17 protein-coding genes and 2 pseudogenes are annotated in these 25392 nt (G+C 70.4%); 9 read left to right on the forward strand and 10 right to left on the reverse strand.

Translation table 11 applies throughout. The features are described from left to right. The first annotated feature begins 103 nt into the window (after nt 1-103). Together OG293_RS05700 and OG293_RS05705 are read left to right on the forward strand one after the other, a co-directional pair. Nucleotides 104-913, forward strand: a complete 810-nt coding sequence (locus tag OG293_RS05700) for a class I SAM-dependent methyltransferase (protein ID WP_405997668.1) — start codon at nt 104-106, stop codon at nt 911-913. Nucleotides 914-1037: 124 nt separating this feature from the next. Continuing rightward, nucleotides 1038-1391 carry a VOC family protein gene (locus tag OG293_RS05705; protein ID WP_405997669.1) on the forward strand — a complete coding sequence of 118 codons (354 nt, stop codon included), beginning with the start codon at nt 1038-1040 and terminating at the stop codon, nt 1389-1391. Between the two features lie 11 nt (nt 1392-1402). On the opposite strand, the gene OG293_RS05710 is transcribed toward OG293_RS05705, so the two are convergent. Next, nucleotides 1403-3373 carry a DUF5107 domain-containing protein gene (locus OG293_RS05710; protein ID WP_405997670.1) on the reverse strand — a complete coding sequence of 657 codons (1971 nt, stop codon included), beginning with the start codon at nt 3371-3373 and terminating at the stop codon, nt 1403-1405. Nucleotides 3374-3543: 170 nt separating this feature from the next. Beyond that, a pseudogene (locus tag OG293_RS05715) lies at nt 3544-4113 on the reverse strand (GNAT family N-acetyltransferase). Between the two features lie 328 nt (nt 4114-4441). Between OG293_RS05715 and OG293_RS05720 the strand changes: the two are divergent. Then, nucleotides 4442-5197, forward strand: coding sequence for a GntR family transcriptional regulator (locus OG293_RS05720; RefSeq protein WP_405997671.1), 756 nt, complete (start codon nt 4442-4444; stop codon nt 5195-5197). Nucleotides 5198-5347: 150 nt separating this feature from the next. Then, the gene (locus OG293_RS05725; RefSeq protein WP_405997672.1) at nt 5348-6421 is read left to right on the forward strand and encodes an adenosine deaminase; all 1074 of its coding nucleotides are present in this window, start codon (nt 5348-5350) and stop codon (nt 6419-6421) included. A 377-nt stretch (nt 6422-6798) separates the two neighbouring features. On the opposite strand, the gene OG293_RS05730 is transcribed toward OG293_RS05725, so the two are convergent. The 8 genes and pseudogenes from OG293_RS05730 to OG293_RS05765 all read right to left on the reverse strand — a co-directional run bounded on the left by OG293_RS05730 (nt 6799) and on the right by OG293_RS05765 (nt 16407). After that, complete coding sequence (locus OG293_RS05730; protein ID WP_405997673.1) at nt 6799-7731, reverse strand: LD-carboxypeptidase; 933 nt, start codon at nt 7729-7731, stop codon at nt 6799-6801. Then, nucleotides 7728-9767 (reverse strand): S9 family peptidase, encoded by a 2040-nt coding sequence (locus OG293_RS05735; protein ID WP_405997674.1) that lies wholly within the window; start codon nt 9765-9767, stop codon nt 7728-7730. Before OG293_RS05735 ends, OG293_RS05730 begins: the two co-directional genes overlap by 4 nt. A 12-nt stretch (nt 9768-9779) precedes the next feature. Further along, on the reverse strand, nt 9780-11114 hold the full coding sequence (locus OG293_RS05740) for a M20/M25/M40 family metallo-hydrolase (RefSeq protein WP_405997675.1): 1335 nt from the start codon (nt 11112-11114) through the stop codon (nt 9780-9782). After that, nucleotides 11107-11940, reverse strand: a complete 834-nt coding sequence (locus OG293_RS05745; RefSeq protein ID WP_405997676.1) for a M55 family metallopeptidase — start codon at nt 11938-11940, stop codon at nt 11107-11109. The genes OG293_RS05740 and OG293_RS05745 overlap by 8 nt, the downstream gene beginning before the upstream one ends. A gap of 173 nt (nt 11941-12113) precedes the next feature. After that, nucleotides 12114-12839 carry a class I SAM-dependent methyltransferase gene (locus OG293_RS05750; protein ID WP_405997677.1) on the reverse strand — a complete coding sequence of 242 codons (726 nt, stop codon included), beginning with the start codon at nt 12837-12839 and terminating at the stop codon, nt 12114-12116. 208 nt (nt 12840-13047) lie between these two features. Then, nucleotides 13048-13299, reverse strand: a pseudogene (locus OG293_RS05755) (ATP-binding protein); the annotation flags it as partial. Nucleotides 13300-13315: 16 nt separating this feature from the next. Further along, nucleotides 13316-15709, reverse strand: a complete 2394-nt coding sequence (locus OG293_RS05760; protein ID WP_405997678.1) for an MFS transporter — start codon at nt 15707-15709, stop codon at nt 13316-13318. Nucleotides 15710-15963: 254 nt separating this feature from the next. Then, complete coding sequence (locus OG293_RS05765) at nt 15964-16407, reverse strand: SRPBCC family protein (RefSeq protein WP_405997679.1); 444 nt, start codon at nt 16405-16407, stop codon at nt 15964-15966. 530 nt (nt 16408-16937) lie between these two features. On the opposite strand from OG293_RS05765, the gene OG293_RS05770 reads away from it, so the two are divergent. From OG293_RS05770 to OG293_RS05790, 5 genes are read left to right on the forward strand one after another with little or no spacing between them, the layout of a single operon-like run. Next, nucleotides 16938-17801 (forward strand): hypothetical protein, encoded by an 864-nt coding sequence (locus OG293_RS05770; RefSeq protein ID WP_405997680.1) that lies wholly within the window; start codon nt 16938-16940, stop codon nt 17799-17801. After that, complete coding sequence (locus tag OG293_RS05775) at nt 17794-18870, forward strand: polyprenyl synthetase family protein (protein WP_405997681.1); 1077 nt, start codon at nt 17794-17796, stop codon at nt 18868-18870. Before OG293_RS05770 ends, OG293_RS05775 begins: the two co-directional genes overlap by 8 nt. Next, nucleotides 18867-20336, forward strand: coding sequence for a hypothetical protein (locus tag OG293_RS05780; RefSeq protein WP_405997682.1), 1470 nt, complete (start codon nt 18867-18869; stop codon nt 20334-20336). The genes OG293_RS05775 and OG293_RS05780 overlap by 4 nt, the downstream gene beginning before the upstream one ends. Then, a complete protein-coding gene (locus OG293_RS05785) occupies nt 20323-24105 on the forward strand; it encodes a hypothetical protein (RefSeq protein WP_405997683.1) in 3783 nt (1260 codons plus the stop codon). Before OG293_RS05780 ends, OG293_RS05785 begins: the two co-directional genes overlap by 14 nt. Further along, entirely contained in the window at nt 24102-25391 is a 1290-nt protein-coding gene (locus tag OG293_RS05790) for a hypothetical protein (RefSeq protein ID WP_405997684.1), read from the forward strand. Before OG293_RS05785 ends, OG293_RS05790 begins: the two co-directional genes overlap by 4 nt. The last annotated feature ends 1 nt before the right edge of the window (nt 25392 follow it).

A 25392-nucleotide genomic window follows, 5' to 3' on the forward strand; every position in this document is an offset into this window, starting at 1 on the left:
GCGACACCCCTCGCGCGCCGGGCCACATGGCAAGACACGAGTCTTGAAATACGGTACGGCGGCGTAACGTTGCGGTATCTGCTTCCGGAGAAGGGGACCGGCCATGTCGAAGGAGACCGCCGTCTACACCCACGGGCACCACGAGTCCGTGCTGCGCTCGCACCGCTGGCGGACCGCCGCGAACTCGGCGGCATATCTCATCGGTGAACTCCGTCCGGGCATGGCCGTGTTGGACGTGGGCTGCGGTCCGGGCACCATCACCGCCGATCTGGCCGAGCTGGTCGCACCGGGGCAGGTGACGGCGGTCGACGCGGCCGAGGACGTACTGCACCAGGCGCGCGGGACGGCCACCGACCGCGGCCTGGACAACATCCGCTTCGCGGTCGCCGATGTCCACGCGCTGGACTTCCCCGACGACTGCTTCGACGTCGTCCACGCGCACCAGGTGCTCCAGCACGTCGGCGATCCCGTACGGGCGCTGCGCGAGATGCGACGGGTCTGCCGCCCCGGCGGAGTCGTCGCGGCGCGCGACAGCGACTACGGCGCGTTCACCTGGTTCCCCGAGCTCCCCGTGCTCGACACCTGGCTGGGGCTGTACCGGCGCGTGGCCCGCGCGAACGGCGGCGAGCCGGACGCCGGACGCCGACTGCTGTCCTGGGCCCGGGCGGCGGGTTTCACCGACATCACCGCCTCCGCCGCCGCGTGGTGTTTCGCCACACCCGGCGAGCGCGCCTGGTGGAGCGGCCTGTGGGCGGACCGTACGACGGCGTCGGTGTACGCGAAGCTCGCCGTCGACGGCGGCCATACGACGCCCGAGGAGCTGGCGGCGACGGCGGAGGGCTGGCGCGAGTGGGGCGAGAAGGACGACGCCTGGTTCATGGTTCCGCACGGCGAGGTCATCTGCCGGGCGTGAATCGGCTGCGAGGCCGAGGGACAGCAGGGGCGGCGGTGGAGCCGGGGGGTGAACCCGCCGCTCCGTCCGTTCGCGATCGGGCAAGCGGATGCCGTCCCCGGACCTCGCGAACTACGCTCGCCGTATGGAGATCCTCGGAACCACGCTGCGTATCTGCGTCGACGATCTGGAGGCCGCGGCAGCCTTCTACGAAAGACTCACCGGAGCCGCACCGCTGCGCTTCGAGCGCAGCGGTGTCTCGGTCGCGGCGGTCGGCTGCTTCCTGCTGATGAGCGGGCCGGAGTCGGAGCTGGAAGTGCTGCGCAAGGTCACGGCGACGATCGCCGTCAAGGACGTGGAGGCGGCGGGCAGGACGCTCTGCGAGGTCGGCGCGAAGATCCTCGTGGGCCCCGTGCCGACCCCGGTGGGCCGCAATCTGATCGCTGTCCACCCGGACGGGTCGGTCTTCGAGTACGTGGACCGCAAGCCGGTCGCCTGACCTCGCCGGAGTCAGCTCCGTGGACGCATCCGGTAGTCGTACGCCTCGGGCAGCGGCTCGTCGCTGATCCGGGACCACACCTCGTCGAGGATTTCTGCGCCCTCGCGCAGATCGGCCACCTCGAACCCCTCGTCGAACACCGCGCGCGCCTCGTCCGTGCGGCCCTCGGCGACGAGGAGTTGGGCGTCGATCAGGCGGAAGCGGCCACGCTGCCGCACCTCCGGGCGCAGCCGGTCCAGGACCGCGCGGGCCTCGGCGGTGCGGCCGACGGCGAGCAGGGCCCCGATCGCCTCGCGGCCGAGGGCTGCCATGGCCGACGTCCAGCTCTCTCCGTCGTCGCGCCGCTCCTGGCACAGGTCGTCGAATGCCTCGGCGTAGTGTTCGGCGGCGCGGGCCGCGTTGCCGCCCTCCTGGTCCGCGACGGCGAGGCAGCGCAGCAACGGCCAGCGGGACGGGGCGAGTCGCAGGCCGCGCTCCCAGCTGCGGACGGCCTGGGCGAGATCGCCCGCATGCCACTGGGCGACGCCGAGATGGTACTCGGCCAGCGGGTCGGCGGGCGCGGTCTCCAGCATGTCCCGCCAGTGCGGTGCGACGAGCGAGGGGCCCGGCGGGACCACCTTGCGCGGCTCGGGGAAGACACCGGTCTTCAGCAACTGACGCCAGGGCTCCTGCTCTTCGCCGATCGCCGACTGGTCGAAGGGCGTTCCGGGCAGCTTGTGTCCGGCCCGCAGCACCTCCAGCGCGCCCCAGCCCGATCCGGTCGAGATCCGCTCGCCCGGTTCGGTGTCGGCGCAGGGCAGCCAGGCCGCGTAGGCGGCGTCCACGGCCTGGCGGGGCAGGGCGTCGGCGAGCCGGGCCTCGGCCTCGGCGCGGGCAGCTCCCCAGTCGTCGCCGTGCACCGCCGCAGGGTCGGCGGCCAGGGGCCCGTACGACTCCAGCCAGCTGAACTCCCCGCCGCCGTCGAGGCGTACATGCTCCAGCTGGGTGCGTGCGAGCCCGGCCTGGATCTCCGCGTAGCCTCCCGTGCCGGGCTCGGTGAGCCACTGCTGCCAGCGTCGGCCGCCGGGCCCCGAGCCCCAGAGGAAGAGCTTGCGCCCGCTCAGCACATCGGTCGACGTCTGGACGAGTCCCCGGCCGCCGGCGTCGAGCGAGGCGATCCACTTGCGGGCCTCGGCCGGCACTTCGTAGAAGTAGTCGGCGGGGTACTCGCTGCGCAGCGGGTACGTGCGGTCCGCGCCCCGGTGGTGTGGCACGGTCACTCGCCGCAGGCTGCGCTCGTAACCGAAGTGCCAGGCCTCGTCGGCGGGTGCGAGCACGCGCGTGCCGTCGTGTTCGTCGACGGCGATGTTGGACCACCAGTAGACGGCTGCGGCCCGCTCGTGCGGATTGCGTATCCGCACCCCGACATGGAGGAAGTCGGAGTCGTCGGGCAGCCACAGGTCGACCTGGAAGGGCAGGTCGCGCAGGCGCTCCCACTCCCAGAGCCTGACCATCTCGCCGCCGTCGGGGCCGGGGACGACAGCGGCGTGCAGGGGTGCGCAGGACAGGGTGGTGTGGCCGGTGGCGCCGATGTTCCACTCGATGCCGCCGGAGTACCAGGCGCCGTTGAGCGCGAAGTCGGCCGGCTGGAACACCGGGTTGCGGTAGAGCAGTTCACGCCCGGTCGGCTTGTGATGGAGCGAGTGGATCCGGCCGCCGAGGCCCGGCAGCACCGTGGCCCGCAGCCGTTCGTTCTCGATCACGATCGCGTCCAGGTCGGTCTCCGTGCGCTCCCGGCCGTACCCGTCCAGCACCCGCACGGGCAACAGCGTGCGCAGGGGTTCGTAGCCGATCTGCCGTGCCATCTCGCGCGGCATGTGCTGCTTGGCGCGCTCGTCGACCGAGTGCATCTCGTCCAGCGGACGCAGTGCGGGCAGCGGATTGGGCGGCCCGACAGGGGCTGCGGGCAGGGTCAGTACGGTTCGCCGCACGGTGGTGGCCAAGGCAACCTCGCATCCTCTGCGCGGGCTGCCGACGGCTCCTGGTGGCCGACACCCCGCTGACCATGGAACACGGTGTGCTCTGCACTGACCAGGGGCGCCGTGGGTCAGTCTTCGGCAAAGGCGGCGACGATCTGTCGTCGTCTCGGACGCGGCGGACGGTGAGGGACCGCTCAGCCTGCGCTCTCCGTGCGGGCGAGCATCTCGGTGGTGATCGCCCAGCGCTCGTGGTCGCGCCATGCCCCGTCGATGAAGAGGAAGTCGGGCGAGAAGCCTTCGAGGCGGAAGCCCGCGCCGCTCACGAGCCCGATCGACGCCGTGTTGACCGGCTAGATGTTCGCCTCCAGCCGGTGCAGGTCCATGGCGCCGAAGGCGTGCCGCACCAGCAGGCCGAGGCCCTCGCCCATGAGTCCGCGGCCGACGGCGTGCGCGAACGCGCCGTAGCCGATCGCCCCGGAGCGGAAGCCGCCCTCGACGATGTTGTTGATGTTGATGAAGCCCGCGATGGCGCCCGTCTCCCGCTCGCAGACGAGGAATCCCGCCCTGCCCGGGTCTTCGATGAGCTTGCGCGCATAGACGGCGTACGTGGTGGCGGTGACGGGCGGGAAGAGCCAGGGCCGGTGGTGCCCGGTACTCAGGCGTGCGTGCCGGGTGAACTCCTCGCTGTCGTCGTACGCATAGGGACGCAGACCGACGCGGGGGCCCACGGCGAGGTAGATCGTGGCGGTAGAGGAGGCGGGCATCGCGCCAGGCTAACCGGGCCGGACGGTGTTACGCGTGAGGTGCCGGCATGTCAGTGGTGGGTGAGCACCGACTGAGGCTCGTCCTCGACGGTGACCGCCCCGGGAGGCGCGCTGCGACGGCGGCCGTACCGAGGCAACACCCCCAGACCACGCTACCTTGTCTGACAAGTAGACTTCAGAGGGATGGGATCCAAGAGCGAAGCACAACGACTCCTTCCCGCCGCGCATTGCGCATGAACGGAAATTCGCAGTTCATCGGATACGTGGCGGCCATTGCCCCGCTCAAAGACCTCACATAACTTGCTGACAAGTGAGCCGAGGAGGGTCAGTGGCAGTCAGCGGACAGCAGCGAAGGCCGGTCGTCGTCCTGTACGAGCGGATCGCGGACGCCATCCACGAGGGCACCTATCCGCCCGGTTCGACCCTGCCCTCGGAACCACGCTTGGCGGCCGAGCTCGGGGTCAGCAGGCCCGCGCTCCGCGAAGCGCTGCTGCTGCTCCAGGAGGACGGGCTGCTCACGGTGCGCCGGGGAGTCGGCCGTACCGTCAACGACCGCCCGCCCAGACGGGGTTACGAACACATTCAGCCGCTGGAAGAGCTGTTGTCGGCCGGCTCCCCGCTCCGGGTCCGGCCGCTGCTGCGCGCCGTGGAGGAGCCCACCGACTTCACCACCCAGCATCTGCTCGCACCGGCCAGGGCGGAGCTGCGGTTCTGGGAGTCCCTGCTGGTCGGCGAAGGCACGGCGGCCGCCCTCAGCCAGGAGTGGGCGGCGGCCGAGGAGGTCCTGGACCGGACGCATCCGGCCTTCGTCGAGGCACTGCGGGCACACCCCGCCCCCGCTCAGGCGGCGACGTCCATGCTCGCGGTGCTGTCGACGGCCTCCCGAGGGGTGGGGCTGACCGCGCACAGCGGGGTGACGGCGACCCTGCTCGGGCAGCGCCGCGGCGAGCAGCTGGGACGGCCGGCCGACACCCCTGCCGTGCTGGTCACCCAGGTGGTACGGGTCGGCCAGACCCCGATCCTCGCGGCCAAGCACATGCTGCCCACGGGGGCGCCCGCGATGCCCGTGCTCCAGTCGAACTGAGCACGGCGAGGCAGCCGGTCCAGGAGCCGGCGAGGCAGCCGGTCGGGAGCCGGTCCGGGAGCCGGTCCGGGAGGGCCCGCAGGAGGCTGCCGCAAGGATGTCCCGAGGACGGGGACAGCCCCCGACTCGGATGGCGTACACTCCCTGCGCATGCACTTGTCTGACATCTTGCGCGCACCGAAGGCCGTCCTCCACGACCACCTCGACGGCGGCCTGCGCCCCGCCACGATCATCGAGCTGGCCCGGCACTGCGGCTACCACGAGCTGCCCACCGAGGATCCGGCAGCGCTGGCGGTCTGGTTCCGCGACGCGGCCGACTCCGGCTCTCTGGAGCGGTACCTGGAGACCTTCGCCCACACCTGCGCGGTGATGCAGACCCGTGAGGCGCTGGAGCGCATCGCGGCGGAGTGCGCCGAGGACCTGGCCGCGGACGGTGTCGTGTACGCGGAGGTGCGGTACGCCCCCGAGCAGCACCTGGAGCGCGGCCTTACCCTCGACGAGGTGGTCGACGCGGTCAACGCGGGCTTCCGCGAGGGCGAGCGCCGCAGCGGCGGGCGCATCACCGTCCGCGCGCTGCTCACCGGTATGCGCCACACGGACCGCTCCCTGGAGATAGCCGAGCTGACGGTCGCCCACCGTGAGCGCGGAGTCGCGGGCTTCGACATCGCGGGCGGCGAGATCGGCAACCCGCCCGCCCGCCATCTGCCTGCCTTCCAGCATCTGAAGCGGCACAACTGCCACTTCACGATCCACGCGGGCGAGGCAGTCGGCGCCGAGTCCATCCACGAGGCGGTCCAGATCTGCGGCGCCGAGCGGATCGGTCATGGAGTCCGCATCACCGACGACATCGCCGTGCACGACGACGGCTCGGCCGACCTGGGCCACCTGGCCGCGTATGTGCGCGACAACCGGATCGCCCTGGAGGTCTGCCCGACGTCCAACCTCCAGACGGGCGCCGCGAAGGACTACGCGACCCACCCCATCGACCTGCTGCGCCGCCTCGGCTTCCGCGTCACGCTCAACACCGACAACCGTCTGGTCTCCGGCACCACGATGAGCCAGGAGTTCCAGCACATGGCGGACGCCTTCGGCTACGGCCCGGAGGTCTTCGAGCAGTTCACGGTCGCGGCGATCGAGTCGGCGTTCCTGCCGCTGCCGGAGCGCCGCCGCCTGATCGACGAAGTGGTGCGGCCGGGGTACGCGGCGCTGTCGGCGTCCCGCTAGACCGGACCGGGCCGGACCGGACCAGGCGCCGGACCAGGCCGGGGAACCTGCGTTCGGAGAAGCGGTCCGGACAGGCTCCGCAGGAGCCGTCCGGGCAAGGATGTCGTGCGGGGTCTTCCGGGCGAGTAAGGAACGCCGGTCGCCCAGGAGCGGGGTCACCCGGAAACGGGGTCACCCAGGAGCGTCCACGCGGGCGCGGTCACCCGGGCGGGCCACCCGAGAGTAGGCACGGTCACCCGTGCGGGCCACCCGAGAGCAGGCGCGGTCACCCGTGCGGGCCACCCGAGAGCAGGCGCGGTCACCCGTGCGGGTCACGCGAGAGCAGGCGCGGTCACCCGTGCGGGTCACGCGAGAGCAGGCGCGGTCACCCGTGCGGGTCACGCGAGCGCGGGCTCGTCCAGCGTCAGCGTCCTCGCGTCCGCGTCCAGCACGGCACCCACCCCCAGCGGCATCGTCAGCGCCGTCTCGCTGTGCCCGAAGCCCAGCTCCTCCACGACCGGTACGCCCAGCCCGCCCAGCCGGTCGTGGAGCACGCCCCGCACCTCTTCGTACGGACCGCACTCCGCCCAGGAGCCGAGCGCGATGCCCTTCACGCCCTCCAGCCAGCCGGAGCGCAGCAGTTGGGTGAGAATCCTGTCGAGGCGGTAGCCTTCCTCTCCGACGTCCTCGATCAGCAGCAGACCGCCACCGGCCGAGGGACGGGCGTGTGGGGTCCCGAGATCAGCGGCGAGCAGGCTGACGCAGCCGCCGAGTGTGATGCCGCGGGCCCTGCCGGGGACCATGGTGCGGGCCGTGTCCAGGCCCAGGGTCCGTACCGACTCGGGCTCGAAGAGCGTCGCCCGCAGGGAGTCCTGGGTGCGGGCGTCCTTGAGGAACGTCTGCGATGCGGCCATCGGGCCGTGCAGGGTCGACAGACCGGCCCGCACGGCGAATGCCTCGTGCAGCGCCGTCACATCGCTGTACCCGACGAAGATCTTGGGTCCTGCCGCACGGATGGCGCTCCAGTCGAGCAGATCGACCATGCGCTGGGCGCCGTATCCGCCTCGGGCGCAGACGACCGCCGAGACGGACGGATCGCACCAGGCCTCGGTCAGGTCCCGGGCTCGCGCCCTGTCCTCACCCGCGAGATATCCGAACTCCGGGTGCCTGTCGCGGACATGGGGCAGAACGAGAGGGTCGAGGTCCCAGCCGCGCAGGATGTCCAGACCCGCTTCGAGCCGCTCCTCGGGGACGGGTCCGCTGGGCGCGACGACGGCGGCCTTGGCCCCCGGCCTCAGTCGTGCGGGCCGGGTCAGGGGCGTGAGAGTCACTTCTTGAGCTCCAGCAGGGGGATGTCGGGGCGGGTGATGCCGAAGGTCTGGGCGTAGAGGGAGAGTTCGGATTCGAGTGCCCGGACCATGGTCTCGACCCTGCGGAAGCCGTGGCCCTCGCCTTCGAAGGCGAAGTACGCGTGCGGGATGCCCCGGCCCGCCATCTGGGCCAGGAACCGCTCGCACTGACCGGGCGGACAGATGACGTCGTCCAGCCCTTGGAGCAGCAGGAACGGCACGCCGATACGGTCGATGTGCCGCAGCGGGGAGCGCTCGCGATAGCGGCCCGGGACCTCGGCGAACGGGCCGATGAGTGACTCCGGATACCGCGACTCGAAGTCATGGGTCTCGCTGGACGCCCAGCTCTCCGGATCGAGGACGGGATACATGATGGTGCCGCAGGCGTAGACATCGGTGGTGGTGAGCGACGCGGCCGTGGTCCAGCCGCCCGCGCTGCCGCCGCGGACGGCGATCCGCGCCGGGTCCGCGGTGCCCTCGGCGGCCAGGGACTCGGCGACGGCCGCGCAGTCCTCGACGTCGACGACGCCCCACTGCTCACGCAGCCGGTCGCGGTACTGCCTGCCGTACCCGGTGGAGCCGCCGTAGTTGACCTCGGCGACTCCGATGCCGCGCGATGTGAAGTAGGCGATCTCCAGATCGAGCACGAGCGCGGCATGGCCGGTGGGTCCGCCGTGCGCCCACACCACGAAGGGGGGCAGTTCGTCGTCGGGCGCGATCCGGTCCGGGCTGTGGGGCGGGTAGATATGGGCGTGGATCTCGCGGTTGTCCGGGCCGGTGAACGTGCGGATCTGCGGCTCCGGGTAGTAGACGGGATCGACCGGGTCGTCATGGGCCGAGCCGATCACCCGGGTCCGCCCGGTGGCGGTGTCGAGTTCGACGACCTCGTACGCGCTCCGGGGGCTGGCGGCGACCCCGATCACCCGGTCGCCGTGGACGGCGAGCGTGGAGGCCCATTCGGTCCAGGGCCCCGCGGCATCGACCACTTCGCCCGTCTCGGGGTCGAGAATCCCCAGCGCAGTGGCGCCCTTGCCGTGGATGACGGCGATCAGCCCGCTCTGAAGGGGGTGGAACCACTTCAGCCCGATCTTCCACAGAGGTCCGCCGAACTCCTCCCCGCGGCCGGGACACAGTCCGGAGCTCGCCACGATGCCCGGTCCGGCACCAAGTCCGGCGCCCTCTCCCGCACCGGGCGCGAGTACCGCCGGCCGGATGCGCTGCAGTTCCCACCAGTGGCCCACGTCGGAGACGAAGAGCAGCGAGCCGTCCGGAGCCCAGTCGACCTGGCAGACCGACTCGTCCGTGTCTCCGACGACGGGCCGCACCTCCTCGAACGGGCCTTCGTCCGCGACCTCGCCGAGCATCACGACCGTGCCGTCCCAGGGCATCTGCGGATGGTTCCAGGCGATCCAGGCCACCTGCCGGCCGTCCGGCGAGAGCCGTGGCCCGGTGACGAATCGATGCCGGTCGTCGCTGAGCTCCCGTACGGCACCGCGGTCCTCGGCGGCGGAGCCGTCCAGCGGCACGGCGGCGATCACCCGACGTACGGCCGTGGGTGCTTCGCCGGTGAACTCCTCCAGCACGCACCAGACTTCGCCCCGGTCCGTCCGTAGCTGGGGATCGACCCAGCGCAGCCCGCCGCCCACCGCCGACACCGGGGTGAGCGGACGCGGCTCGGCATCGGGCGCGTCCGGCTCGTACAGATACAGCCGCTGGTCGGGGAAGTGCACGAACACGACGAGAGCTCCGCCCCCATCGCGCGGGTCACCGGCCCAGGGGTGACCTCCGTACTCGATGACCCTGCTGCGGACGTCCCACGGGGCGGTGAGCACCGACTCCTCGGTGCCGTCGGCCCTTCGGCGGATCAGGGCGCGTCTGCCGCCCTCGGAGGGACGTGGACTCGTCCACCACACCTCGTCGCCGATCATGCCGAGAAACTCCGGGCGCCCGTCGTGCGTGGCGGCGAGCGCCGCGTCGATCGGCGACGGCCAGGTTCCGTAGGCTCCCGTGGGTACCATTGCCGAATCCCCCTATGCGGACCGCAGATAGTGGTCGAGAACCTTGACGCCGAAATGCAGTGCCTCGACCGGAACGCGCTCGTCGACGCCGTGGAAGAGAGCGGCGTAGTCGAAGCCGACGGGGAGCTTCAGCGGCGAGAAGCCGTAGCCGGTGATGCCCAGGCGGGAGAACTGCTTGGCGTCGGTGCCGCCCGGCATGCAGTACGGCACGACATGCCCTTCCGGGTCGAAGAGTTCCACGGAGGCGCGCATCTTGGCGTACGCCGGGGAGTCGACGGGGGCCTGCAGGGGCACCTCCCGGTGGTGGAACTCCCACGCGACGTCGGGGCCGGTCAGCCGGTCGAGGGTCTCCTGGAACTCGTCCTCGGCTCCGGGCAGCATCCGCCCGTCGATGAACGCGGTGGCGTGCCCCGGGATCACATTGATCTTGTAACCGGCGTCCAGCATCGTCGGGTTGGCGCTGTTGCGCACGGTCGGCTCGACGAGGGCCGCGGACGGACCGAGCTTGGCCATCAGGGTGTCCACGTCGAAGTCGTCCGCGTTCACATCGGTGTCGATGCCGTGCAGCCGGGCGAGCTCGGCCAGTGCCGCCCGCACGGTGGGGGTGAGCCGCACCGGCCACCGATGGTCGCCGATCCGCGCGACGGCCGCGGCGAGACGGCTCACCGCATTGGCGTGGTTCACCTTGGAGCCGTGCCCGGCCGTGCCGTGGGCGGTCAGCTTGAGCCACGCGGTGCCTCGCTCTCCGGCGGCGATCGGGTAGAGCGTCATCCCGGGGCCCGCGTGGAAGGTGAAGGCCCCCGACTCGCTGATCCCCTCCGTGCATCCCTCGAAGAGACCGGGGTGGTGGTCGGCGAGAAAGCCCGAGCCGTCGACGGCGCTGGCCTCCTCGTCGGCGGTGTACGCGATGACGATGTCGCGCCGGGGCCTGATGCCGGCCCTGGCCCACGCACGGACGACGGCGAGGACCATCGCGTCCATGTTCTTCATGTCGACGGCGCCGCGCCCCCACACCACACCGTCGCGGACCTCGCCGGAGAAGGGGTGCACGGTCCAGTCGTCGGGCTCGGCGGGCACCACGTCCAGGTGGCCGTGGACGAGCAGGGCGTCGGCGGAGGGGTCGGTGCCCTCGATCCGGGCGACGACATTGGTGCGCCCCGGGGTTCGCTCCAGCAGGGTCGGCTCCAGGCCGGCATCGGCCAGCCGCTCCGCGGCGTACTCCGCGGCGGGGCGCTCACGGCAGTCGCCGCCGCCCCTGTTGGTGGTGTCGATCCGGATCATCTCGGAGGTGAAGGTCACCACCTCATCGAGCGCCTGTCCGTCGATGTGCGTTGTCACGTCAGCCATACTGCTCCTCCACCGCCGCCGAGACGATCGTCGTGACCGCTTTGAAGGTGCGAATGCCCTCATACATCGTCCCGCTGGTGTAGGCGACACGCCGCTCGCCGCTGCCCGCCACTCCGGGAACCACGGTGGCCGCCGCCGCGAGATGGTCCGCATCGAACTCCAGTTCCACGGAGAACGGGCCGTCCCGCATCGGCTCGTGCCGCCGGGCGAGGGCCGTGGCCTCCTTCGCCGCGGCGCGAATGTCGGACGCGGTGCGGCCCGGGGTGCGGCACACCGCGGCGTACCGCGAGACGTGGTCCTTCACAGCGACCTTGCGGGCGTCGGGCGCATAGCCGTCGGCGTCCACACAGGTCAGATCGTCCCCGGTGACCAGCACCACCGGGACGCCGTACTCGGCGACCACACGGGCATTGAGGAGACCCTCGCTCGCCCGCGCGCCGTTGAGCCAGACACCCGTGACGGAGTTGGCGAGGTAGGTGTGCGCGAGCACACCCTCCGTGCCCGCGCCGGTGTGATAGCCGACGAAGGCGATACCGTCCACGTCACCGTGCTGGACGCCCTCCACCATCGACAGCGACTTGTGCTTGCCGGTGAGCATCTGAACCCGTTCGTCGAGCCGCTCCAGCAACAGATTGCGCATGGTCCAGTGCGCCTCGTTGATGAGTACCTCGTCGGCGCCTCCGTCGAAGAATCCGAGCGCGGCCGCGTTCACGTCGGAGGTGAACATGGCCCGGCAGCGCTCCCATTGGGGGGTGCCTGGCAGCACGTCGGCAGGCCAGGTCACTCCGGTGGCGCCTTCCATGTCGGCGCTGATGAGGATCTTCATGCCTCGAAACCGTACGCGTCGGCCGACCACCCGGCCAGCCCTGTGGATAACTGCCCGCGGGCCAGACCACTGGTCCGTCGCGCGGCGGAACCACTACGCCCGCGCGAGACGCCCGAGCCGACGGCGGCGGCCCAGGAGGAGCATGCCGGCCGCCGTCCCCACCGCCGCTGTCGCTATCCGTTCCGGCCGACGACCAGCCATTTCGAGGGCAGCTCGATGCGGGAACCGTCCGACGCGTACTCCGTTGTCGTCAGCGGCAGTTCACCGCTCGCGATCACATCGAGTCCGGCCGTCGTGAAGAACTCCGCCACATCCGCGTCCGCCACCGCTGCCGGCACGATGCCGTGCCGGAAGACCGGCTGAAGCTTGGGCAGGGGTCCCGAAGGCGCCTGGGCCAGCCGTGCCAGTTTCTGTCCGGCCGCCTCGGCGAGTTCCAGCACGAAACCACGCCCGCGCTCACCCACCAGGGTGGCGATCGTGTCGGCCAGCGACTGCCGGTCCTCGGCGTCGCACTGGTGCAGCACACCACGCATATAGACATTGGCGTCGCCCAGCTCGGCGTGCAGCTGCGCCACCTGGTCCGTGTCCACCGCGTCGATCACCCGGAAGCGCGTGTCGCCGGGCTTGTCCCGCTCACGCGCGAGCTCGATCGCGGCGGCCGACAGATCGAACCCGAGCACCTTCGGGAAACGGTCGGCGAGGAAGAGCGTCTGCGTGCCATTGCCGCAGCCCAGGTCCACCAGGGTCAGCCCGGGGTGGTCCACATGCGGTTCGTACAGCGCGAGATGGAGTCCTGCGGTGAGCGCCGGCTCCGCGTCCCAGAACACCGATCCGGGTTCGCCTGAGGCCTCGCTCCAGAAGCCTTCCCAGGCGTTCTTGTACCGACTCGTCACGCTCATGACCAGCTCCCCAGGGTGTGACACAACGTCATGATCGGTCTATCGCTCCTGGGTTGCGGCGACAAGTTCCGCGGACATACCTTCACGCGGCGTTCGAGCGGGACGCCGGGCTCACACGAACCCCCGACCGGGCAACGTAACCCGACCCACGACAGCCCGGCCACTCAGCCCGGCCACGCGAGCCCCCCACGGTCGCCCGGCCACCCGGTCAGGGCAGCGCCAGCTCGAACCGGACCGTCTTGCCCCCGGCCGTACGGCTGGCGCCCCACTCCCGCGCCAGACTGCTCACCACCCGCACTCCGCGTCCGCGCTCGTCGCCGGGGCACGAGTCGAGCAGGGTCGGCAGCGTGTGGTCCTCGTCCGCCACCTCGCACAGCAACGCCCCGGCCCGGACCAGCCGAAACTCGGCACTGCGGCCGTCGGCATGCCGCACCGCGTTGGTGACGACCTCGCCGACCAGCGAAACTGACGATCGGTCAGTCTTCGTGTCCCAGTTGAAGGTCGCGTTCGCTCCGTCCGCCGCCCGCGACCCGCAGGACCGTCGCCACCGGTGGATAGCCCGCGGCGATCACCGTGTACTCGCCCGAGGACAGGTCGACGAAGCGGAAGGTGCCGTCCGGACCGGTGGTGAGCGTGTCGACCACGTTCCCGGCGACGTCCAGCAGCGTGACGCGCGCCTCCTCGACGGGTCGGCCACCCCCGGCCCGTACGGTGCCCTTCAGCACGGCGCCGCCCGCCAGCTCGATGTCCTGCCGGGTCTCGCGGGACGCCTGCACGCTGACGGGGAGCGCGGCGGGGCGGAAAGCGGGCGCGCTCGCGGCCAGGGTGTACTCCCCGGCCACCAGCTCCGTGATCACATAGCCGCCCTCCCGGCCGCTGCGGGTGGTGGCGACGACATCGCCGCGTACGTCGGTGAGGGTGACCGCGGCGTCCCGCACCGGGGTACCGTCCGCCGTGACGACGGCACCGGCGAGCCGGCCGGCGCCGCCGAGGACCACATCGAGCTCCACGGGGCGTTCGCCGACGGTGACCGTGACCGCCTGCGGCTGGTGTCCGCCGGCCGCCGCGATCATGACGTACGAGCCGGAGCCCGGGACGCTGAGTGCGTACCGCCCGTCCTCGCCGCTCGCGCCGCGTCCGATCTGGCGCCCGTGGACGTCGATGAGCGTCAGGGCGGCCCGCGGGACCGTGCTGCCGTCGTGATGCTGGACGGTGCCGCAGACGGCGACGCCGCTCATGGTGACCCGCGAGGCCCAGGCGGGTGCGCTGCGGGCCTGGGGCACGGACACGGTCTCGGTGGCGGAGGCATTCTGGGACACCAGCGGTTTCTCCTTGAGGAAGAAGGCGATGAGGAGGCCGACCACGAGCACCGGCACGAGGTAGAGGAAGATCCGCGGCATCGCGTCGGCGTACGCCCGGATGTAGCCGTCGCGCAGGGCGGGCGGCAGGGCGTGCACCAGTTGCGGGGTGATGGACTCCGGAGCCGGGAGGTCCGCGCCCGCCGGGACGCGGTCGGTGAGGGCGGCCGTGAGGCGGCCGGCGAACAGGGTGCCGAAGACGACGGCGCCGATGCTGCCGCCGATCTGCCGGAAGTAGTTGTTGGCGCCGGTGGCGGTGCCGAGGTCGGCGGATGGCACCGAGTTCTGCACGGCGAGGATCAGCACCGGCATGACCAGTCCGATGCCGACGCCGAGCACCGCCTGCCAGACGCTGAGATCCAGCCGCGGTGTGTCGCGCTCCAGTCCGGAAAGCAGCCACATCCCGACGGCCGAGAGCGCGCATCCGAGGACCGGATAGATCTTGTAGCGGCCCGTGCGGGTGATGAGCCGGCCCGAGACGATCGAGGCGACGACGATGCCGCCCATCATCGGGAGCATCAGAAGGCCGGACTCGGTGGCGCCGGCTCCGTCGACCATCTGCAGGAAGGCCGGCAGACAGGCGGCAACGCCGAAGAGCGCGACACCGGCGACCGCGCCGACGAGGCACGTGACGGTGAAGACCGAGTCACGGAACAGCCGCAGGGGGATGATCGGTTCGGCGGCGTAGTTCTCGACGACGATGAGGAGCAGGGTCGTTCCGGCGGCCCCGGCCGCCAGTCCCAGGACGACGCGCGAGTCCCAGGCGTACTCCGTACCGCCCCAACTGGTCAGCAGCACCAGGAAGGTCGAGGCCGCGGCGAGGAGGAGTGCGCCGAGGATGTCGAGGCGGCCCCGGGCGGCGGGCTTGGGGAGCTTCAGCGCCAGGCTGATCACGATCAGGCTGAGCAGGCCGAAGGGGACGTTGAGGTAGAAGCACCAGCGCCAGGAGGCGTGGTCGGTGAAGAGACCGCCGACCAGCGGTCCCGCGACGGAGGCGAGCCCGTAGACCGCGCCGATGAGCCCCATGAAGCGGCCTCGCTCCCGGGCCGGGACGATATCGGCGATGACCGCCTGCACGCCGATCATGAGGCCGCCCGCGCCGACGCCCTGGAGGGCGCGGAAGACGATGAATTCGTCCATGCCGCGCGACCAGCCGGCCAGCGCCGAGCCGACGACGAAGACGACGATCGCGAACTGGAAGACGCTCTTGCGGCCGAAGAGATCGCCGAGTTTGCCGTAGAGGGGCATGCACACGGTGGCGGTGAGGAGATGGGCGGTGATCGCCCAGGGCATCCTGTCCAGGCCCTGGAGCTCGCCGACGATCTTCGGGAGGGCGGTGGCGACGATCATCTGCTCCAGCGCGGCAAGGAGCAGCGCGAGCATCAGGCCGCCGAAGACGAGCCGTACACGGCGCGGGCTGAGCGCGGCGCCCTCGGCCTGCCCGCCGGAGACAGCCGGCGGGACCACGGCCGTCATCGCATGCTCGTCCTTCACCAGAGTGATCCCGCCCACGTCACTTCTCCCCATCGTCGCGCCTGCGCGGCGTAATTCATCGCATTGGGCGCCAAGGGGGAGCAAGCGGGACGTTACTGGGGCCGGAGGTGAATCAGGAGGCGCAACTGCCCCTGAAGGGGCGCGCGTCGGGCGCTCATCAGGGGCTTTCCCGCGAGCCGTGGCGCGCGGGGCGCATCACGGCGCCGCGGGGAAAACCACCCGAAACGGTGAGAGTTGCGGCAGGACGAGAGGTCGCGGGACCCCGGTCCGGGCTACTTCTCGACCTCGCCGGCGAGCTTGGCGAGCACGGCGTCGTAGATACGTCCAAGTCCCTTGGGGGCGAAGGTCCTCTCGAAGAAGCCGCCGATGCCGCCCGCGCCGTTCCAGACGGTGGTAACGACGGCCTTGGACCTGCCTTCGCCGGCCGGGGTGACCGTCCAGGTGGTGACCATCGAGGAGTTGCGGTCCTTCTCGACCAACCTGCCGTCAGTCGGCTCGGTCACCTCGAGGAGGCAGTCACGGATGCGCTTGCTGGTCGCCTGGAGTTTCCAGTGGACGAGGGTGCCCTCCCCGTCGCCGCCCTCCCGGACCTCGTACTCACTGAAGTGCTCGGGCAGGAGCTTCGCGCGGGTGTTCTCGTAGTCGGCCAGTGCGTCGAACACCTTCTCCGCGTCCGCCGCGATGATCCGTTCTGTCGTGGCCTCGACCTGCGCCATTCCTGTTCCTCCAGCAGTCGGTTCTTCGGGGTCGGCGCTAGCCAACCATCTCGCGTGCGACCGCCCAAATCCGAGCGGCGTCGCGCGTGAGGCGACATCACGCCGACAAGGTCAGTAGTGGCCCACACATGGTCGTGGAGCGCGCCGCGACTGACGGCCCAGGCGAGGCCCGCGTCAGCGGAAGCGCCGCGCAACCCCGGCAGAATCGGGCCCCGCTTCCGCAGCCCCTCGAGTTCGAGGAGAAGACTGCACCGACCAGGCGACGGTCGAACGAGCGAACCTGGCCCCCTGACACCCCAGCACCCCGGTACGCCGGGAGAGCCTCACGCCGGCGCGGCCGGCAAGTCCGAGTCGGGCGCCTCGGACGCACCCACGCCGCCTCGGAAATGACCGGTCAAGCCCTCCGCCATGCCGACAGAGCAGCTCCGCAAACAGCATGATTCCGCCCAAACAGTGATAGACGTGTTGATCATGAGTGATCACCGTTTCCACCGTCGCCCCTGCATGTGGCCCGCTCTGGGAGGACACCGATGAAGCACGCCGCGCAGGGCGAGCCCGTGACGGTCTCAGAGCCACCGGGCCCTATCACCAGAGCGATCATCTCGGCCCTGTGGAAGCGGACGTTCGACTCGGATCCGGCGAACTCGATGTACCTTCCGCGGATCATCCGCAACGGCTACCCGGAGTGGGGGCTTCCGTCCTACGACCCTGCGGCGCCCGGGGGGACGAGCGCGCCGATCGACATCCCGAACGTTCCCGACGGCGTGGGCGACTCGGCGTGCGCGCGCTACGACCTGCCGTACCCGCCGATCTGTACGACCCCGCCGGCTCTGCAACTGATGAACATCTCGTTCACCAATCTCAGCGTCATGCAGGACGTGAGCCTGAGCTTCTCCGACACGGAGCCGGTCTTCACGGCCGTGGTCAGCGTCGGCACCGTCACCCAGCCGTTCACCCTGGACACCGACGACCCCTCCAAGCCGAACTACCTCTTCCAGATCGGCTGCTGCGAGCCCGTCGCGCCCGACTCGCGCGACTGCGGCGAGCAGCGCTGGACCACCGACGCCAGCGGGAGGTTCGTCGCCCGGGCACACGACGCGATCCTCACCCTCATCGTCCAGTTGAACACGAGCGAGCCCGGGCCCATGACGATCAATGTGCTCGGCGTGGGCCTCACGGTCGACCCCAAGGCGGTCACCATCGACTTCGACGTGGAAGGTGAGCCGCGCTGGGTACAGCAACTCGCCCAGATCGCGGTGAACGAGGGCGTTGGCAACGGCGGTCTGGTGGACGGCATGCGGACGTTCCTCAACCAGCCCGACGTGATCGAGAACATCGAGACGTTCGCCAACGAGGCACTCAAGAACATCCTGGCCGAGATGCCGTATGCCTGAGTCAGTGGTGACGCACCCCTACGACCGGGCGCGCTCGCTGGTGGCGGCGGAGGTCGCGGCCCTCGACGCACGGCTTGAGGACCTCCTTGAGGGACAGCGCACCTACCTGTCCGACGCCGAGCTTGCGTTCCACCGCGGCGGCAAGCGCCTGCGCCCGTTGCTGCTCCTGCTCAGCGCGCACGTCGCCGCACGTACGCCGGTCGACGTGCTGCCCGAGAAGGCCGTGGCGGCAGCGGCGTCGCTCGAGCTCGCGCACGTCGGATCGCTCATCCACGACGACATCGTCGACCGCGCGCCCACTCGCCGCGGCATGCCCACGGTGAGCGCCTCCCGCGGTTACGAACTGGCGCTGGTCATGGGCGACCTGCAGTGGGTGCAGGCCACCCGGACCATGTCGGCCCACGTGGAGACTCGCGAGGACATCGCCCTCATGCGCGACTTCCTCGCCTCGGGTGAGGAGATGTGCCGCGGCCAGCTCGACGAGATGCTGGCGACGCGGCCGGGCGACCGCTCCGAGCTCGTGCGCCGCTACTTCCGGACCGTCGACCGGAAGACCGGGCGGCTCGTCGCCTTCGCGTGCGAAAGCGGCGCCCGCCTGGTCGGCGGCCTGCCTTCGGCGGTGGGCGGCCTGCGACGCTTCGGCGGGTGGCTCGGCCGCGCCTTCCAGGTCGTCGACGACGTGCTGGACGTCGTACGGCCCGAGTCGGCCGCCGGCAAGGAACCGCTCACGGATCTGCGCCAGGGCCGGCTCTCCCTGCCGCTGCTCTACACCCTCGACGACCTGCCGGACGACCACCCGCTCCACGGGATCACCGACGGACGGCAGTTGTCCGAGGACGAGCTGGAGGAGGGCATGCGGGTCGTGCGCCACGGGAACGGCTGGGTCCGCGCCCTCGGGGACGCGCGCGCGATCGTCGTCACCGCCCGGACCGAGCTCTCGCTGCTGCCCGAGGGCCCGCACCGCGACGCGCTCGACGCGCTCGCCGCCCACCTCGTCGACCAGCCGTTCCTGGACTCCTACGGCACCGCCACCGCCTGCTCACCCGAGAAGGGACCACCACGGCCATGACGCTCCTCCCCGGCGCGGGCGACAACACCGACTGCGATCTCGTCGCCCGCCTGTGGCAACTGCTGAGCTCGGACGAGCCGGACAACAAGTGGTACCTCGGCTCGATCATCAAGAACGGGCTGCATGTCCCCGCCCTGGGGATCGACATCCCCCCGTTCCCCGACGTCGCGATCGGTGACATCCCCGAGCAGACCATGTTCGACTGGGCGGCCGAACACCTCGGCATCGCGATGTCCGACACGGTGCTCAGCGGACTGGACACGTTCAGCGGCGGCAACGTGGTGTGCCAGCCGGTGAGCGGCACCGAGACGGACGTCACCCTGACGCTCCAGTTCGCGCGGATCGCTTTCTACGGCGGCTACGACGTCGGCGCGTCGGGTCTCACGGGGTGCGCCCTGGCATACGCGGCGGCGCAGCTCGGCTACCCACCGTCCAGGGCCGGCGACAGTGCCGACCCGCGGCTCGGACTCGCGACGTGGTACCGCGACGACCCGCAGGGCCTGGGGCGAACGGAGAACGGCAAGATCCTCGTCGGAACCTACTACCTGCACGAGGACACGATCGACACGGTGACCACCGCGCCGGCGTCCGAGGTCCCGGCGGCCGGACAGTACCGGCAGGTGCTCTCCCAGCAGAAGCAGAGCGCCGAAGCGGTGACCGCCTCCACCGCCTACTACCAGCAGCAGGAGTCCGGTGAGGATCCGCCCGGACGGCCGCCGGTGATCGGCGACCGCCCGCAGTACGACGGCGGGTTCAAGACGTACACGTACCTCAACATGGCCGTGCAGCAGATGCGCGAGCAGGCGGGCCTGCCACTGGAGCCTGGCAACGAGTTCGCCGACCTGCAGAACGCGATGATGCAGTTCAACGACCAGGTCCTGGCGTACCAAAGGGACAACCCGGGCGAGCACGACACGCGAAGAATCATGGACTACGTGGCCGCGGCCGGTCCGTTGCCGGACGACAGGCGCGCCGATCTCGGACTGCCCGGCATCCCGGTGCACGCGCCCGGCAGCGAGGAGGTCGTCGGCCACGTGCAGCCGTGGCCGATCGACCGCGACCGCGCGCTGCGAGCCCACGCCGCGCGTGCACCGCGCGTGCGGGCCGCCGACGACTGGTTCCACGTCCGTGGAGAATTCACGGACCGCGCCCAGGAGCTCTCGCTGGAGGTGGCCGCCGCGTTCACCGCGACCTCTGACAACAAGCTGGTCGCCCAAGCGAAGTCGATCACGATCAAGATCGGGGCGCTGCAGATCATCCTCGGCAACAAGGGCGGGTTCAACAGCCAGCCGGGCCTGTACGACAAGGTCACCGACTGGATCGCGAACACCCCGAGCTTCCAGGACCTGCTCATCAGCAAGCTGAACGCCGGCCTGAACAGCAGAGCTGTGCTCGGCCACCTCAGCGACGCACTGAACGCCGGTCTGAAGGACCTCGGGCTGCAGGAGCGACATGCCGCCACATGACCTGCAGGAACTGCTCACCGCCGTCCAGGAGTGCGTCACGGGCGGCGGCGAGGGCCGCCGGTTCGCCATGGCACCCGGCTACCTCGGCTCCCCCGCGGTCGCCTCGCTCATCGCCGATTCGTTCCCCCTGACCGACGGCGACTGGGTGCTGCAAGCCCCCAGCGATCCGCGGATCGACGGCTCCGCCGTCGTCCTCATGGGCACCATGGACCTGCTGCTCGGCTTCGCGCCGGCGCGGCTGCGGGTCTCCTTCGACCTCGCCGACGCGGGGCTGCCGAGTCTGCTCGCCGAGTTGGCACCGCTCGACCAGCCGCGCCCCCTCCCGGCGTGGAACCTCGGCAACGCCTTCCCGGTGTGGAGCGAGCAGCGGTCGGTCCTCACACAGCTCGTGTTCGACGCACCGGCCTTCTGGTACAGCTCGATCGAGCGGGCTGCCACGGACGACAGGGCGGCGGTCGCCGTCGGCCTGACGTTCTCCACCGCCGCGCTGAAACTCGAGGGCGTACTCGGCGCGCTCACGCACCTGACCGGTCTGCAGCTGCTCGATCTGGACGGCGCGATCACCGGTCCGGCAACCGCGCCGCTCATGCAGCTCCAGGCTGCTCCGGTCACGCCCATCCCGATCCAGGGCCTCGACCTGCCGCTCGTGTTCACCGCCGTGTCGGCACCGCCGTCCGGGAACGGCAAGATCCAGGTCCCGCCGCCGCCGGTCGAGAGCTACCTGCAGTTCGTCTCCGAGGTGCAGATCGGCAGCGCCCCGTCGATCCCCGTGTCGCTGCGCTTCGCGGGCGTCGGCCCCATGCTGACGTTCAGCGCCGACCTGCGGCAGATCAGCCAGTACGCAATGAGCGACCTGCAGCAGTTCGTCCGGGGCGCGCCGATCAGCACGATGCTCGACGACGTCTTCGAGATCGGCAGCTACGTCGGTCTGCGCGACCTCAGCGTCCATGTCGGCCTCGACCCGACGTCGCTCGCGGCGATCGGGCTCGGTGTCGGCACCACCAAGCCGCTGAGCATCGTGCCGCACTGGGTCGACATCCCGGACGTCCACGTCGACTTCATGGTCGACAGCCCGGCCGACTCTCCGACGGTCACCGCACTGCTGAGCGGCACGTTCGACTTCCTCAGCGGCATCCCGGTGACGATCACCACCGCGTACCCGGAGATGGTCTTCACCGGGAGCCTCCAGCCGGATCAGCCGATTCCATTCGCCCACATCGTCAAAGCATTCGTCCCGAGCGTCACGTCGTTTCCCGTGCTCCACCTGGACCAGCTCTATGTGGCCGCCGACTTCGGGCAGCAGCGGTACGCGTTCCAGCTCGCGATCCTGAGCGGCTGGAAGATCCCCATCGGAATCGCGCGGTTCGAGCTTGAGCAGGCCTCGCTCGCCCTGGGGTACGACGGCGCCGCGGCAGCGGGCGGCTTCAGCGGTGAGATCGCGGCGAACGCCGTGCTCTTCGGACAGGACGACACGGAGATCGCGCGGTTCTTCGCCGACTGGAAACTGCCCGACGCCGACTTCGTGCTGCAGGGCGCCTTCCCCGAGATCGACCTCACGCGGCTGGCGACGGTGCTCACCGGCGGCGGGGTCCCGAACGCCGAGGGGGTTCCGGAGATCGTCCTGCGCGATTCGCTCGTGCGGCTTCGGATGGAGGCGGCGGCCGGCCGACGGCAGCGGCTGACCGGCACCGCGAGCTATCGCTTCGACCTCGCCACGACGGTCGACGTCGAGAACATCGGTCAGGCCGCGCTGGCCTTCGAAGTCCGCCGCGGCACGGACGGACAGACCGGCTTCGCCGCAGGCATGGTGCTCCAGCCCGGGTGGAAGCCCGACCAGCTCTGGAGCGGACTGCGCAGCGTCATGGAGGTACTCGAGGTCCAGGACGCGGGCCTGGTCCTGTCCTCGATCACCGACCAGCAGTTCACCCTGCCGGGCTTCGACCACCTGCCCTACGTGCCCTCGGTGATCCAGCCGGGCGTGACGTTCTTCAGCGCCGTCGAGCTCAAGGGCGACATCTTCTCGATGCTGCGCCCCCTCTTCGACCACGACCTCGAACTGGACCTGTACGCGCGCATCGACCCCTCGAAGATCGTCGACTCGGAGATCAAGGCCTCCCTACCGGGCGACGCGGGCAGGAACGCGGTCAGCTTCACCGGCCTCGAGGTCGAGATGAAGCCCGGGGCAGGCCACTTCTCGATCACCGCCGGCGCTCGGTTCGTGATGTTCGGGGAGTCGCTGACGCTGCGCGGCATCGGCGTCATCAACCTCGGGCCCCCACCGAGCGGGACGTTCGCCATCAGCGTCACCGACTGGGAGCACCCGTTCGGCATCACCGGTCTGACGATCCGCACGTTCGGGCTCAGCGTCACGCTCGACGCGGAGGGCCTGGGCGTCGGCGTACTCGGGGACTTCATCATCGGCGACGACCCCGCGACGCAGTTCGAGTTCTCGGTCGGCGGCGACGTGAGGGACTTCGAGGTGCCGGACGCGTTCGTGTGCGCCCTGGAGTCGGTGTCGCACCGGGCGCTCAAGGTGACCGACCTCATCAAGCAGTACACCTCGATCGACCTGTCGGAGGTACCGCTCCTCGACGGCCTGGCGTTCACCAAGCTCGACTTCTACATCGTCGCCAACCCGACCGGGTGGACCGGACCGGGCGGCTACTATCCGGCCGGGATCGGCATCTACGCGGACCTGACGCTCTACGACTGGCAGCTCACGCTCAGCCTTGAGGTGGACGAGAAGCACGGAATCCTCGCCGACGGCGCTCTGAGCAAGCCGATCGAAATCGCCGACCTCCTGAAAATCTCCGACGCAGACGGGGTGAAGGGGCCCCGGATGCAGATCGACACCAGTGCGCTGACCGGCATCCCCGTACGCAGCCGCATCGACGAGATCATGTTCCGGCGCGCCCGTCCGCTGCCCGACGGCGTGGCGTACGCGGTCATGCCGGTCAACCCGTACGCCGTTCTCACCATCGGGGCGTCCGACAAGGCGTACTTCACGGCGTCGGGCGCGGTGCAAGTGCTCGGCCTGCGGGAGTCGTTCTCCGGATCGGTCACCTCGGACGGCTTCGAGGTCAACTTCAACTCTCAGCTGGCGAACCTGTACCGCGCGCAGTTCACGGCGTCGTTCTCGAAGGGGTCGGGGTTCAAGGGGCACACACAAGGCTCGTTCGACTTCTCACTCGACTTCCCGGACGGCGTGCGGATCGACGGCTGGCCGGTGCTGCCGCCGATCGTCGTCAAGGGGCCGAACGCGTCGCTGGCGATCGACCTCGTACTCACGACGACCGAGGCGAGCGTCGCACTCGACCTCGACCTCCACTGGAGCTCGTTCCACTTCCACCCGACGTTCTCGCTCGACGCCACCCAGGTCAAGGACATGCTCACCGACCTGTGGGGCCACATCGTCACCTGGATCAGGAACAACCCGAAGGTGTTCTTCGCCGACCTGCTGGCCGATGTCGCCAAGTACGTCCAGGCACTGGCCGACGGCCTCATCTGGGCCGGCCAGAGCGCGATCGAGATCGCCCAGGCGCTCTACCACGTATTCCGGATCGCGAACGTGGTGGACATGGCCGGCTACCTCGTCGACACCGGCCGGCTCGGCTTCACGGACATGGTCGACGCCCTCGTGGAGGTGCTTGGGGTGGGCTACGACGAGGCGGTGAACGCCCTTCGGGCCGTCGGCAGGTCCTGTGCCCTGGCCAGCAACGAATCAGTGATCTACAGCGGCGCCGCGCGCCCGGAAGGAGGCGCACGATGACGACGTTCGACGTTGCGGTGGGGCTCGATGAGGCGGCCATGTCGCAGGCCATGGCGGCCGTCTACCACGAGCTGTATCCCGACGTGTTCACCGGGTCACAACGCGTCGAGAGGGCAGGCCTTGAGTTCGACGTCTCGTGGGATGTGACGGCGCCGCCGACCGTGGCACTCGGCCCGCCGCCCGAAGGACGCCGCCTCGTCGCCCAGCACCTCGTCGCGCACCTGGAGCCACCACCGGGCCTCACCGTCGAGCAGCTCATCGACGCCTACGTCACGACACTCGAGCACACGACGTTCCGGGTCGTCGCCAACGACATGACCATGTCCATCCAGGGCGGCGGCGAGCACGCCACCGTCCCGGTGAAGGTCACCCTGTACGTGCAAGTCGACTCGTTCGGCCCGCATCTGACGCTGCGTCCGCTGAAGGCGACCGGGACGACCGGCAACCCCACCGACGACTGGTTCCTCAACAACATCATTCTGCCCGAGGCGGTCAAGGTCGCCCGGGAGTTCCTGCCGGGAATCGACCTGCCGCCATTCACCTTCGCCGGCGTCGGTCTCACCCCACCGGCCGTCGACGTGACAACCGGGCACGTCGTCGTCCTCGCCGCACTGGCGGGCAAACCGGTGCCCACGCCGCCGTTTCCCGAGAACTGGCCGCAGAGCCCGTTCTTCGCGATCATGAGCGACGAGGCCAAGCTGGCGATCGGTCGTGCGGGCGTACGGTCCATGGTCGGCAGGACGTTCGGCGACAGCGGGCGGGTCAACATCGGGATCGGCACCGCCCAGTACGCGGCAACGGCACGGATCGCAGCGATCGACATCCGCCTCGCCGACCAGGGCGCGCCGCAGTTCGCGTTCAACGCGGCGATCAGCGGCAACGTACGGGCCGGCATCACGATCGGGTGCACCACCTTCGGCGTGAACTACACGCTGGTGGCGGCACCGCCGCCGACCGGCAGGATCGGCCTCGAACTGAGCGGCACCCGGGTGAGCGCGAGAACCCAGCACGTCAACACGTTCCTGCTGATCCTCAGCCCCAGTGGCAATCCGTTGGAGTGGTTGCTCTCGGCGCTCACCGCGCCGCTGTTGCAGGCAGTCACGGCGGCGTTCTCCCCGCTCATCACCAAGGCGTTCGAGGGGCTCTCCTTCCCGGTGACGACCCTGCCGAGCGTATCCATCGACACCAGCGGCGTGCGCCTCGTCGTCACGCCGACCGACGTGCACTTCGCGACGTTCGCCGGCCTGACGTCGATCGAGGGCACGGCCCGGATCACCGGAGGCTGAC

This window comes from Streptomyces sp. NBC_00829, assembly GCF_045161795.1.
GTDB lineage: Bacteria > Actinomycetota > Actinomycetes > Streptomycetales > Streptomycetaceae > Streptomyces.

Coding starts and splice junctions, on each gene's coding strand:
- OG293_RS05700 (WP_405997668.1), top strand. CDS start 104: ATGTCGAAGGAGACCGCCGTCTACACCCACGGGCACCACGAGTCCGTG.
- OG293_RS05705 (WP_405997669.1), top strand. CDS start 1,038: ATGGAGATCCTCGGAACCACGCTGCGTATCTGCGTCGACGATCTGGAG.
- OG293_RS05725 (WP_405997672.1), top strand. CDS start 5,348: ATGCACTTGTCTGACATCTTGCGCGCACCGAAGGCCGTCCTCCACGAC.
- OG293_RS05735 (WP_405997674.1), bottom strand. CDS start 9,767: ATGGTACCCACGGGAGCCTACGGAACCTGGCCGTCGCCGATCGACGCG.
- OG293_RS05740 (WP_405997675.1), bottom strand. CDS start 11,114: ATGGCTGACGTGACAACGCACATCGACGGACAGGCGCTCGATGAGGTG.
- OG293_RS05745 (WP_405997676.1), bottom strand. CDS start 11,940: ATGAAGATCCTCATCAGCGCCGACATGGAAGGCGCCACCGGAGTGACC.
- OG293_RS05750 (WP_405997677.1), bottom strand. CDS start 12,839: ATGAGCGTGACGAGTCGGTACAAGAACGCCTGGGAAGGCTTCTGGAGC.
- OG293_RS05765 (WP_405997679.1), bottom strand. CDS start 16,407: ATGGCGCAGGTCGAGGCCACGACAGAACGGATCATCGCGGCGGACGCG.
- OG293_RS05770 (WP_405997680.1), top strand. CDS start 16,938: ATGAAGCACGCCGCGCAGGGCGAGCCCGTGACGGTCTCAGAGCCACCG.
- OG293_RS05775 (WP_405997681.1), top strand. CDS start 17,794: ATGCCTGAGTCAGTGGTGACGCACCCCTACGACCGGGCGCGCTCGCTG.
- OG293_RS05780 (WP_405997682.1), top strand. CDS start 18,867: ATGACGCTCCTCCCCGGCGCGGGCGACAACACCGACTGCGATCTCGTC.
- OG293_RS05785 (WP_405997683.1), top strand. CDS start 20,323: ATGCCGCCACATGACCTGCAGGAACTGCTCACCGCCGTCCAGGAGTGC.
- OG293_RS05790 (WP_405997684.1), top strand. CDS start 24,102: ATGACGACGTTCGACGTTGCGGTGGGGCTCGATGAGGCGGCCATGTCG.